We start from the raw sequence: 13150 nt of genomic DNA, 5'->3' as shown, positions 1-13150 counted from the left end.
TTTATTTTGTGTATAATTTATTCTCTAGAATATATTCATATACCCCATCCGGTAAAAAGGCCTTCACATTTTTATTTTCGAGTATACCTTCACGTATAAAAGTGGACGAAATCTCGATAATAGGCGTTTCCACTGCTTCTACCCTGCCCTTTAGTTTATTGGATATTGCGATCCGGTAGCCCAATCTGGGGTAAACCATTATCGGATACTTTTCGAGTATTACATCATGTTCCTTCCAGTTTTCGAAGATGCTCCAGTTATCTGCACCAATGATCAATGTAAAACTATGTTCCGGATATTCTTTTTTCAATGCATCTAACGTATTGATTGTGTAAGACGGTTTGGGCAAGGAAAATTCAAAACTACTCGCTTTCAGTTTAGGGTATTCCGTTAAAGCTAATTCTACCATTTTTAAACGGATAGCTTCATCGGAAAGTTTACTTTTCGATTTCAACGGACTTTGGGGACTTACCAGAAACCAGACTTCATCAATATCTGTATACTCTGTGATATAATTCGCCAATATCAGGTGTCCTATATGTATGGGATTGAACGAGCCTGAGAAAACACCAATATTCATTTCGATAAAAAATCTGTTACTGCCTTTAATGCCTTAGCCTTAGCTTCTTCAAGATTATCATTTACTATAACAACATCAAACCGGGAAGCGAAAGTCATTTCAAATTCAGCCTTTGCAATTCTGGATACTATTACTTCAGGTGAATCTGTCGCCCTTTTCTCGAGCCTGTTACGAAGCGCATCGATGGAAGGCGGTTCAATAAATACCGAGAGGGCTTTGTCCCCATAGTGGTTCTTTATATTGCATCCACCTACAACATCCACATCGAAAATCACATTCCCTCCGTTATCCAGTATCCTTTGCACCTCAGCTTTCAATGTCCCGTAAAAGCAATCCTTATAGACTTCTTCGTATTCGAGAAATTCATCGTTTGCTATTTTATCGACGAACTCCTGAGGTGAATGGAAATAATACTCCACCCCGTGCTGTTCCGTTCCACGCGGTAGCCGGCTGGTTGCCGAAATAGAAAATTGTAAATTGAGGTTCTGCGAAAGCAGATAATTAACTATGGTCGATTTGCCTGCACCCGATGGAGCGGAGAAGATAACCAGTTTACCCATCCTTGTTTATAAAACGTTTAATACCTGTTCTTTTATCTGTTCCAGTTCATCCTTCATGCGGACAACTATTTGTTGCATATCGGCATGGTTCGATTTCGAACCCATCGTATTCACCTCACGGCCTATCTCCTGAGCTATGAACCCTAGCTTTTTACCTTGCCCCGATCCTGCTTTCATTGTTTCGAGGAAATAGCTGAGGTGATTGGCTAATCTTGATTTTTCCTCGTTTATGTCGAGTTTTTCTATATAGTAGATCATTTCCTGCTCGAAACGGTTCTTGTCATAATCGAAATCCTCTATTTTCTGTAAAGCTTCATTTATGCGAACTTTTATCTTTTCTACCCTTTCGGCTTCAAATGGTTCTATATCGGAAAGCAGAATGGAGATATTACCTATTTTTTCTTTAAACAGGTTTTCAAGCATCAGTCCCTCCTGCTTACGGAAAGCCTGTAATTGTTTTATGGCCTCATTTATTACTTTCATCACAGTATTCCATTCCTCTTCATCGACCTCCTGCACCTCATATTTCAGCACATCAGGCATACGCATCAGTACGGGATACCAGTCCGATGGCTCATCTATACCCAGCTTACGGGCAGACTCCTTTATCTGATTATAATATCCTTCCACTATCCCCTGGTTTAGCTGGGTGGAAGTTTCACTGCCTATATTTTCCACATAAATAAGAAAATCGACTTTTCCCCGTTCTAATTGACGGGAAAGTAAGTTTCTTATTTCCATTTCATGTTCTTTGTATAAATTAGGCAAGCGTACCGAAAGGTCTAATTGTTTACTGTTAAGGGATTTTATTTCTACCGTTATTTTTCTTTTATCAAGTTCGGCGGAAGCTTTTCCGAAACCTGTCATCGATTGTATCATACTGTTTATTTTATTTTTAGGTACAAAAATAAACAAATATTACGCGTTAGGGCTATAAATCAAGAACTTTAAATGCAGAAATAATGTTATTCAGATTAAACCTTTATTTTTGTATATTGTTAAAACATAAACGAACATATTCATATGAGACCGATTCTCTTTTTACAATACCCGAAGTGTGGCACTTGCCAAAAAGCACAGAAGTGGCTAAAAGAAAACAACATAGCAGTTGAAAGCCTGGATATTTCGGTGAACAATCCGTCGAAAGAAGAGCTTTCGGTGTGGGTTAATAAAAGCGGACTACCCATAGCGCGTTTCTTCAATACATCGGGTAGAATTTACAAAGAAGAGAATCTGAAGGAAAAGGTAAAATCGTCTTCGGAAGACGACCTTCTCGATATTTTGGCTTCTAACGGAATGGTTGTAAAACGTCCCATCATTGTTTCCGGGAACTTAATTCTGGTCGGATTTAATGAAAATGAATGGAGTGAAAAATTAAAGTAAGAAACTTATCTTTTATTGTCATCCTGACCCTAGGGAAGGATCTGAATATAAAGAGGGAGATCCTTCGTTACCTCAGCATGACAAAACAATGTATTAATTTATCAGCAATTTAATTCCATCTATGGAGGAACCGAAAAAAGAAGACATAAATACAAGTATAGAAAGCACACCGAAGAAAAAAAGCTTTATCAAAAAGTTTTTGAAAGTTGTGTTATATATATTCCTCGGGCTGATCGGACTGAACGTGCTTTTATTTATACTTCTGTCTATTCCCTCCATTCAGCAAAAAGCAGCAGACTTTGCGGTAAATGAATTAAAGAAAACCCTGAATACAGAAGTTTCAATCGATAAAGTACGGTTGAAGTTGTTTAATCATGCAACCCTGGAAGGCATATACATAGAAGACCAGGCAAAGGATACATTGCTTTATGCTCAAAATCTAGACGTAAGCCTGAGTCCATGGGAATTTATTAAGAGTAGCAAACTGGCAATCACAGGCATCGATATCAATGATTTCATTATCAATGTAAACCAGAAGGATAGTATAAGCGACTTCAATTTTCAGTTTATTATCGATGCTTTTTCCAGCCCCGACACGACTGTTGTAGATACAACCAAAAGCTCTCTCATTATAGTGATTGAGGACATAAACCTGAGAAATGGACGTCTCAATTATGATATATTGGTCGATACGCTTACACCGGGAATATTTAACGCTTCGCATATCTCACTCTACGATGTTAATATAAATCTCGATCTGAATTCGATAGATACTGATAAATTCGATATTGCCCTAAACAAACTTGCAGCAAAGGAACGATCGGGCATCGAAATAAAGAATCTGAAAGGCCACATGCATTCCGATAAAGACCAGCTTTGGGTAGACGGGCTTTCTCTTTATCTGCCCGACTCCCGTCTCTTAACAAATAATGCGCGGTATAATCTGGCTACGGGAGAGTTTGAAATAGGAACGGAAGACACGGAAATAGAACCGATGGACTTAGTAGCATTTCTTCCGAATCTGAAGTTTCTGGATAAAAAAATATCACTGAATACGAATATAAAAGGCACATTGCCCGAGATAAATATCCAAAACCTGAATCTCACATACGGCGAAGATTTCTATCTGAACGGAAACGCCCGTTTAGCCAGTTACGAAAGATACGGAACTTCCGATATATCCCTTTCCATCGACAAAGCGAAAGCTTCCCCATCTGCCGTAACAGCGTTTGCCCGATTAGGGGATTCCACTTTTGTGTCTCCCGATATACTCAAAGACATGGGTGACATATTTCTGACAGGGAAACTGACAGGGCAACTTAACAAATTCAGGCTGGATGCCGAAGCCTGGTGCCGGCAAGGATCGCTCAACATGCTGGCTACCGGTGGCGTAGACACAACATTTACCAATTTTGATGTGACAGCCGGACTGAAAACCCATAATTTCAATCTTGGCCAGCTACTCGGTCCCGACACAGGATTGGGAAGATTGGCTGCCAATGTAAATCTGAAAGCCCGTCAGACAGAAAAAGAACCGTTGAACGCACAAGTACAAGGACGTATAGAATCCCTGGGATTCAATCAGGAAACAATGAAAAACCTTCCGTTCGAAGCATATTACAATGCGCAGGAAATGGGCGTTTCGGCAAAAGTCGACTGGAATATAGGAAAACTGGAAGCAAAAGCCAGTATGTCGCAGGACAACGTTCCTGATATTAACGTACATCTACGGGTAGACACAATGCATGTAGACTATTTCTATAAAAACGATGCATGGATCAATCCGCGTCTGTCAATGGTTCTCGATGGTAAAATAAAAGGACTCAACATAGATAATATGACGGGAACGGCCGCTATAGACAGCCTGCATTTCTTTGCTGAAAATTTTGATTTTAAACCGGGGAAATTCACTTTGGAAGCCGGGAAAAACGAAGAAGATAATAAATTTATCAATTTCAATTCATCCTTACTCACAGCTAATATTGCAGGGCAATATTCATTTATGATATTGTCAGACGAAATGTCTCATGTTCTGTATAACTATCTGCCGGCAGTATTCCCCCACGAACACAAAGGGCATAGATCGAAAGAGCAAAATGATTTTACATTCAACATCACTTCACAAAATACTGAAGAGTTAAGCCGTATTTTCGAACTTCCTGTTGAAATCCTTAAACCCGCAAGCATCAACGGGCATATAAATACGATTGCCAACCAAATTAAAATAGACGCAAATGTTCCTTCAATGCGCTTTGGCGAATACGATATCGAGAATACGACACTGAATGTTTTTAATCTGGATTCTGCCTTTAGTGTTACAGCCGAAAGCAGGATATTGATGGAGCAAGGCAACTATAATCTTTCAATGCTTATAGATGGGGCTCAGAACAACCTTTATACAGATATAGGGATCAATAGCGACAATACAGCGATCAATATCAACGGAGGTATAGAGTCTTTAGTCCAGTTCTTCAGAAATGAAAGCGATGAACTTGTATCGACACTGAAAATATCGCCATCGACACTGAATGTAGAGAAACTGTCGTTAAACCTACTTCCTGCCGAAATTATGAACGTAGGACAACGTACAGAGATAAAAAACTTCGGTCTGGGAGTGAATAACAAAAGATATTTTGGTGTGGACGGAGTAATTTCCGATCAGAAAACAGATAGCCTGAATGCATATTTCGACCATGCAGAAATAGGAACTATACTGGAAGCGTTTGATGTGAAAAATATCAGGGGACTAATTAACGGGAACATTTTACTGACTAACTTACTGGCACAACCCGAAGTATATACAAAAGGACTGGAAATGGCAGACATAGTTATATTCAGTGATACTCTGGGCACTCTCAATCTCGAGAGCGCATGGAGTAACGAATTCGGTGGAGCAAGGCTAAACGCGTTACTGGAAAAAGATGGGGAAGACAGAGCCGAACTCGATGGTACGATATACACCCGGCAGGACTCTCTCGACCTGCAGTTAAGACTTACACAAATGCCTTTGAAATGGACACAGCCTTTTGTGGCAGACATGCTCAACAAGCTTGATGGCAGCATGAGTACCAACCTTATAATAGAAGGCAGCACAAAGGCCCCCAAAGTGAGAGGATTTCTCGGATTCAACAATACGCAAATAGGAGTAGATTATACCAATGTTGTATACACCATATCCGATACTATCAGGATAAGCCCTGACCGGATAGGTTTTGAAAATCTTACCGTCAGGGATAGCGAGGGAAACACGGCGATAATGAACGCTACCGTAACTCACAGGAATTTCGAGGATATGAAATATACACTTAATGCCCAATTAAATAACCTGATGGTACTGAATACTGAAAACCGCACCGACAGCTTGTTTTATGGAAGGGTATTTACATCGGGCACGGTTCGAATAGACGGAGATGACAACGGTATAGACATGACCATGCAGGTACGAAATGAAAAGAATTCGCGTCTGAACATATTATTGCCCCAACATTCAGAAGCATCTGATTATAAAAGTGTTGTATATATAAATGTGCCCGAAGAAAAATTAAGAGCTGAACAAGAAGCAGCGGCAAATCCTATTGAAAAACCTCTGCCGTTGAAATTAAAGGTGAAGCTGGATGTAAACTCCGATATTCTTCTCGGCGTTATAATCGACCCTGTTACGGGTGATGAGATGCAGGCAAGAGGAAGCGGGACTATAGACTTCAGCTACGATATGGTCACAGAAAATATGGCGGCTTATGGAGATTACACGCTTTCCAACGGTTTTGTAAAACTCAACCTGCAAGGCTTGAAGAAACTCGATTTCCAAATAAAGGAGGGAAGCAAATTATATTTCTCAGGTGACCCTTTGAAAACACGATTCGATATTACTGCGTATCGCAGGGTAAAGGCTAATCCCAACACACTCGACAATACACTCCAAAGTGGAAGAATAGATGTAGATTGTATTCTTGAAATATCCGGGAATATGGACAAAATGGATGTCGCCTATAATATCAGCCTGCCTAATGCCAACGATGATATCATGACCCAGGTGAACAGTCTTATAAGCACAGACGAACAGAAAACGATGCAATTTGCCTCATTGGTAGCTACAGGCTCTTTCTATTCCAGTATGGGCGGCGTAGGTTCAGGATTTGGTAGCGGACTGTGGACGGGGTTGGCTTCCTCCACTTTATCGAAAGGATTAAGTTCATTGGTGGGCAGTATGCTGGGTGACGGATGGCAGGTAGGAGCTAACATAGAATCGGAAGACGGGACTTTTAACGAGATGGACATGAGTGTAAATGTATCCCGTAAATTTTTGGACGATAAATTAAAATTCAGTACTAATGTCGGTTATCGTACCGGGCAGACCACAAATTCGGGGAATGATTTCATCGGAGATTTCGATCTCGAATACGAACTAAACTCGATGTGGACCCTACGTGCATATAGTCACACCAACGACCGTTACTACAAACAAGCAGAAACCACACAAGGTATTGGTATCGTGTATAGTAAGGAAGCCGCTACATTAAAACGTCTTTTCCAGTCGTTCCGTCCGAGAAGAAGAAGCACTAATAATCAGGAACAAAGCCAGCAACAGCAAAACCAACAGGCCGAACAGCAGAATCAACAAATTGAGCAACAAACAATATCAAATACTACACCGGTAAAGCCCATACCGTCCGACTCAACGCAGGTAAAGCCTGTTCAACAGCCGATTATAAACAATAAAGAAGACTAAGCAGAGAAGCCAGTCAAAGAGAATCTATACTTTTTTACGAACCACCGGAACTACCTAAATGAATTCTGATGCATTTTACCTATAAAGAAAACAGCATTGGAAATCATTGATTTTATCCCCCTTAATTAATTTATAACCTAAATCTATAATAAACCAAAAGAGCCAAATAAAAAACAAATACAGTAAAGCTATTTCCCTATTTTTAAGTCTCTTTGTATATAAAGACACTGTTCATTTTATTATTTATGTAGCCATAAATATATCGACCGTAACTTTAATACTATATATCATTATGAAAAAAACATCGTTTATTTCTCCTTACAGGAGCCTTTCTTTCTTACTGATTATATTCCTGTTGTCTATTTCGTGCTCCGGAGCGACAAAGAAAGTTGCAACAAACGAAGAAATTAAGGTATCTGCAAACAACCATCCATTTGTTCCGGATAAACTGCTAACCGTAAAAAGTGTAAAAGCAACCTCTGAAGAAATCGGATTGGAAGCCTCTAAAATGACTGATGGAGATAAGAAAACATATTTCAACTCTAAATTCGGTGTAATAAACAATTGGCCGTTTATCATTACTTTCGAATTCACCGGAAACGAAAAACTGGATTATCTGATCCACAATTCGCGACAAGATAGTGGCAATGGTTGGGGAGCGATCGGGAAATTAGAATTATGGGCAGCTACAGCCCAAAAGCCCGAACTAACAAAGATAGGCGACTACGACTTCAAACAAAGACCTTTCTCAGCTTCAGTTATTTCCTTCAAAGAGCCACTGGATAATGTTACAAAAATTGAGATGAGAATCAACTCCGGTTATATGAGCAGGGTGAGCTGCGGCGAAATGGAATTTTATACCCGGCAGAAACAGAATGTTGATTTTGAAAATATCTTTACTGATAAAACATGCTCACAATTAAAGAAGAATATTAAGAAAAAGGATATTGATAAAATAGAAATCCTCCCTATAAAACTGTTGGCAACCGCACTATATAACAAAACATACGATGCTGAGTTCAGGGTGCAGGAATACCGTCCCTACCAGCATCCGAACATCAAGGCGGCTATCAACAGAACCAATACCTATAGCCTGAGAGATAATGCCACAGGAATATACGTAGACAATACAGAAGAAAGCCTGATAGTATTTGTGGGAGATAATGAAGCCGAAAATCTTAGTCTTGAAATCTGTAATCTCAGGCCAACAATACATTCGGCAAGCTATCCGCTGAAGACCGGACTGAATGTGATAAAACCAGACCAGACCGGATTGATTTACATTTACAATCATACGGACGAAGACATTCCATTACACCCGAAAGATAAGAGCATATTGAAAGCCAAAACCGCAAAAATACACTTTCTGACAGGAAATGTAAACGGATACTATGACAGAACGAAACACAATAATACCTTCTGGCAGGAAATACTCAAAGGAGAGAAATATGGCATTGCAGAAGATATAGATATAATAGGAAACTATGCACATGTTGTATGGAGCCTGGGCGATTACAGGAAATACAATACAGACATCGTGAAACAGATCGAGTATTTCGACAATGCTATTTACGGACAGATGGATTTTATGGGACTGGTAAAGTATAATAAAATGTTTAATAACAGATCCTTTATCCACGTCAATTATGACATAAGGCCGGGAGTTGGCGCATATGCAACAGACTACCGCACAGCTTACAACTTTAATGGCTATGCCAATGTATTCTGTACCGAAAAATTCTTTAAAGAAAGGATTTGGGTTATAGGACATGAAGTAGGACACACCAATCAGGTACGCCCGGGTATGAGGTGGGCCGGGACTGTCGAGGTAACCAACAATCTTTGCGCTTTATACAATCAGGAACAAGTATTGGACAGAGCCATCAGAATAGATAACGAATATCCACAGGCTGTACAAAGGTTTGTAAAAGATAAGAAGGTATGGAGCGAAAGGGAAAATCCGAAGGATATTTACGACAATGTATTTCTCAAGCTGGTTCCGATGTGGCAACTTAAACTATACTTTGTTGATATACTGGGTCAAAAAGATTTCTATAAAGATATCTTTGAACATGCCCGCACAAAAGATTACACAGAATTTATAAATAGCAAAGAAGAATTCAACGGATTGCTGCAACTCGACTTTATGAGACAAACCTGTATCATAGGCCAGCGCAATATGCTCGGTTTCTTCGAAGAGTGGGGAATGCTGCGTCCTACACATTTTTCTTCACTCGACTATTATGGCATGACTGAAATCATTATCACTCAGAAACAGATAGACGAACTAAAGAAAGAGATAGAAGCATATAACTTTAAAAAACCTGATATCGGCATTCCTCTGTATGAACTAACAGATGCTAACCATACCTATTATATAGGAAAAGAAAAGTAAGTAAATATTTATAGCAAGAGGGCGCGTCAATGGATTTTTGACACGCCCTTGTATTTCAATGAAGTAAAATATCTTTCAATTTTTGTCTCTTTTCAGGGGTAAGCCCTAATTCGTGCAGCATATACTCATCCACAGAACCACTCTTTTCCCGTATACACGATATACCATATTTTAGATAAGCAAGGTCAGTTTTTGAAAGCATGGTAAAGGCCTCCTGTCTCGATTCCGAAAGACTGTCGGCATTTCTCACCAGTTTCGACCTGTCTATCAAAACATCAGATATCAGATAATCGTCTTCTATCACATCCATTGGAACATCCAAAGCCCGCAACAGAAAGAAAGTGGCAAGTCCCGACTGGTCTTTACCTAAGTAGCAATGGTAAACAATAGGATAATTTTTCTCATCGCACAGGTAATCGAAGAATTTAGCATATTCTTTGGCAAAATTGTTCACCATATCCCTGTAAGTATCCTGCGTGTAAATAATAGCATCTCCACGCAAAAATTCTCCCGCCATTACTTTTTGTGATATAATACCATATCCGTTATAAGCTATTGGTAACCTTATATTATTAGCCTGTTTGAACCGATCCGATTGTTTTGATTTTACATCTTCCGACCGAATATCTATAACGGTTTTTATTCCGAGGCTATTCAGTACCAGACTATCATTTTGTGTCATCTTAAAAAAGCTTCCCGATCGAAAAATCTTTCCCCAGCGCACCCTGCGATTGTCATTGGTAATATATCCACCTATATCACGGAAATTCTGTATACTGTCGAGTTCGAAAAAACGGTTCGTAATAATATTTGACATCGTGCCCTCTATCTTTATCCGGAAATATTTCCGCCGCTCCACGGTGTCGGAATGATTCTCTATAACAGCTATATAATCATTGGAATTGACCGTTAAGGTCGGACTCGCAGGAAAAACACTGTCATTGTCCGAAATAAAAATCTCGGCCGGGACATTGTCTATTTCAGGATAAGTTTCCCATTTCAGGACGTAATTCCCTTTTGCATCCTTTTCACATAAGACAGTAACCGATGGTTTCGGCGCACAACTGTAGAAGATAATTATTGTTGCAAAACAAACTAACAGATTATATTTCATCTTTATACTTCTCCCCTTTAATTTATGATGCGGTCATAACAAAGATACATCAGTATCGATTGCTTTTCAATAGCCAATGTCTTTTTTGCGAAGATTTACCTTTTTTTCACATTTACAGCCTTTTAACATTCCATTAAAGAAAATTCCAACTAAATCCGTATATTTGTATGTTTTAGCAAGATTATGAAAATTGATTCAGGTCTTCTTGAGGAGGAAGGGAAATCTAGAGTTTCTATGGATAGAGTTGTACAGGAAGCTCAAATTATACGAAATAAATATACAAAAGAAGCGAGCCTTATTATTAATATAGAGGGGAACTGGTCTTTGTATGCAGGGCATACTGTGGAAAATATTAATTTCTCCACACCCATCCTCAGGGGTAACGGAAGCGGTTCTTTTCATTTGAGTGTCAGTACATCCATACGAATCTATTTTATTCTTGAAACTGAAAACAGACGGATTCTTTTAGCCGAAAGACATCTTCCGATGGAAGGAGGATATAACTTCCGCGATCTGGGAGGATTCAAAACAACGGAAGGCCGGTATACTAAATGGGGAAAGTTATTCCGGGCCGATGAACTATCCAATCTTACTGCAAGCGACTTAAAATATCTGACAAGTATACCTATAACCTCTGTTATCGATTTCAGAGCCCAGGCCGAAACACGCCGGTCACCCGACAGGCTGCCGCCAACCGTACATTTCACTTACCCTATTGCCATTACTCCCGGGAATCTGAGCACAGAAGGAGTGCAGGCCAATTTACTTAAAACTAACATCGACTCGCACATGAAACACATGAACAGGCTTCTGGTAAGCGATCCTGATTGTGTTAGAGCTTTTCGTATATTCTTCGCCATCGTTCAGAATAACCTGAGTGCACCTCTCATTTTTCATTGTTCGGCAGGAAAAGACCGGGCGGGAATGGCTGCTGCGCTGGTATTGTTCTCTTTAGGAGTAGACGAACAAACAGTGATGGAAGACTACCTCTCATCCAAAATATACCTTAGCGACAAATACGACGCTTTCATCGCCAAATATCCACGGGCCGAATCTATATTTACTGTAAAACGCATGTTCCTGCAGGCAGGAATAAACCAGATAAAACGGGATCACGGATCGATAATGAACTTCCTTACAAAAGTACTGAAAGTTGACATTGTGAGAATGCGCAGACTTTATCTTGAAAAATAAGGATCTATATTATAAACTAATATTATTACATTATGAAAACAGTAACAACGCCAATTTTAATATTCATTTTTAGTGTGTGTGTTTACTATTCATGCAAAGACAATGCTCCGGCTCCGGCTGAGTATATAGTGGAAGGTACTGCCATTAGCTCTCTTAATGGCAAAACAATCTATTTGACCGACCAGGATGCACGCCGGACCATTGATAGTGCGATTATCGACAGTGGTAAGTTTGTCTTTAGAGGGATTGCTGATACAATAAGATTTTGCAGTGTAAATGTTGAACGCCAGCATGCCAGGTTCATATTAGAAGAGGGTAAGATTACTGTCGATTTAGAAAAAAACAATGCATCGGGAACACCTCTGAATGAAATATATTCAACATTTAGCCATACAACAGACAGCATGCGTAAAATTTCTTACGATAGCTATATGGCGTTAAGAGAGAAAATAAAAGACCCTAAAGAGTTAAAAAGACAATCGGATATATATCAAAACGAATGGGGACCCGCTTTTGATAATATCATAAACATAACATTTGAAGCCAATAGCAACAATGTAATAGGAATGATCGTAGCCAATGATATATCTATGTCGGCTTCAACAGGTAGAATGGATACGATATTCTCCCGGCTCAGTCCGGACATTAAGGAGCGGGCAATGGTTAAACGCCTGATAGAAAGAAACGAATCGTTAAAAAAGACTGCCGTCGGACAAAAGTTTACTGATTTTACTATTACCCAGAAAGACAGCACAAAGGTATCCCTGTCCGATTACGCAGGCAAAGGAAAATATGTTCTGGTTGATTTTTGGGCAAGTTGGTGTGGCCCATGCAGAGGAGAGGTGCCAAACCTGAAAGAAATATACAATAAATATAAAGGCGATAAATTTGAGATTGTTGGCGTTGCCGTGTGGGATGAAGTAGAACGAACGATAAAAGCTATAGAAGAGGACAAAATAACATGGCCGCAAATACTCGATGCCGGAGAAATTCCAACTAAATTATATGGCATTAACGGTATTCCTCACATAATATTAATCGGACCGGACGGAGTAATTGTTGAACGGAATTTGCGCGGGGAAGGCATGAAACTAAAAATAGCAGAGATAATGAAAAAATAAAAAGAATATCTACAAAAAAGTATCCGAAGTCACTATAACGGATACTTTTTTTATTCATATATAATTGATTATGC

The 13150-nt window shown here is 39.4% G+C and carries 9 protein-coding genes; 5 read left to right on the top strand and 4 right to left on the bottom strand.

All coding sequences use genetic code 11. The features are described from left to right. Window position 1 precedes the first annotated feature (1 nt). Genes nadD through GGR21_RS10730 form a run of 3 tightly spaced genes read right to left on the bottom strand, consistent with a single transcriptional unit; the run spans window position 2 to window position 2019 of the window. A complete protein-coding gene (gene nadD / locus GGR21_RS10740; RefSeq protein ID WP_183307226.1) occupies window positions 2–580 on the bottom strand; it encodes a nicotinate (nicotinamide) nucleotide adenylyltransferase in 579 nt (192 codons plus the stop codon). Continuing rightward, window positions 577–1140, bottom strand: coding sequence for a guanylate kinase (gene gmk / locus GGR21_RS10735; protein WP_183307225.1), 564 nt, complete (start codon window positions 1138–1140; stop codon window positions 577–579). The genes nadD and gmk overlap by 4 nt, the downstream gene beginning before the upstream one ends. A 6-nt stretch (window positions 1141–1146) precedes the next feature. Beyond that, on the bottom strand, window positions 1147–2019 hold the full coding sequence (locus tag GGR21_RS10730) for a YicC/YloC family endoribonuclease (protein WP_183307224.1): 873 nt from the start codon (window positions 2017–2019) through the stop codon (window positions 1147–1149). A 144-nt stretch (window positions 2020–2163) separates the two neighbouring features. Between GGR21_RS10730 and GGR21_RS10725 the strand changes: the two genes are divergently transcribed. From GGR21_RS10725 to GGR21_RS10715, 3 genes are all read left to right on the top strand, one after another. Beyond that, on the top strand, window positions 2164–2523 hold the full coding sequence (locus GGR21_RS10725; protein ID WP_183307223.1) for an arsenate reductase family protein: 360 nt from the start codon (window positions 2164–2166) through the stop codon (window positions 2521–2523). Between the two features lie 121 nt (window positions 2524–2644). Beyond that, on the top strand, window positions 2645–7252 hold the full coding sequence (locus tag GGR21_RS10720) for a translocation/assembly module TamB domain-containing protein (protein ID WP_183307222.1): 4608 nt from the start codon (window positions 2645–2647) through the stop codon (window positions 7250–7252). Window positions 7253–7544: 292 nt separating this feature from the next. Further along, a complete protein-coding gene (locus GGR21_RS10715; RefSeq protein WP_183307221.1) occupies window positions 7545–9647 on the top strand; it encodes a M60 family metallopeptidase in 2103 nt (700 codons plus the stop codon). A 55-nt stretch (window positions 9648–9702) separates the two neighbouring features. Here the strand turns inward: GGR21_RS10715 and GGR21_RS10710 are convergent, their stop codons facing one another. Beyond that, window positions 9703–10761, bottom strand: a complete 1059-nt coding sequence (locus GGR21_RS10710; RefSeq protein ID WP_183307220.1) for a tyrosine-protein phosphatase — start codon at window positions 10759–10761, stop codon at window positions 9703–9705. 234 nt (window positions 10762–10995) lie between these two features. On the opposite strand from GGR21_RS10710, the gene GGR21_RS10705 reads away from it, so the two are divergent. After that, the gene (locus GGR21_RS10705; RefSeq protein WP_183307219.1) at window positions 10996–11955 is read left to right on the top strand and encodes a tyrosine-protein phosphatase; all 960 of its coding nucleotides are present in this window, start codon (window positions 10996–10998) and stop codon (window positions 11953–11955) included. Window positions 11956–11987: 32 nt separating this feature from the next. Further along, a complete protein-coding gene (locus GGR21_RS10700; protein ID WP_183307218.1) occupies window positions 11988–13076 on the top strand; it encodes a TlpA disulfide reductase family protein in 1089 nt (362 codons plus the stop codon). Window positions 13077–13150 lie beyond the last annotated feature (74 nt).

This window comes from Dysgonomonas hofstadii, from assembly GCF_014196915.1.
Classification (GTDB): Bacteria; Bacteroidota; Bacteroidia; order Bacteroidales; family Dysgonomonadaceae; genus Dysgonomonas; species Dysgonomonas hofstadii.
The sequence above is the reverse complement of the archived record's forward strand: the minus strand, read 5'-3'. Positions and strand labels throughout refer to the sequence as shown.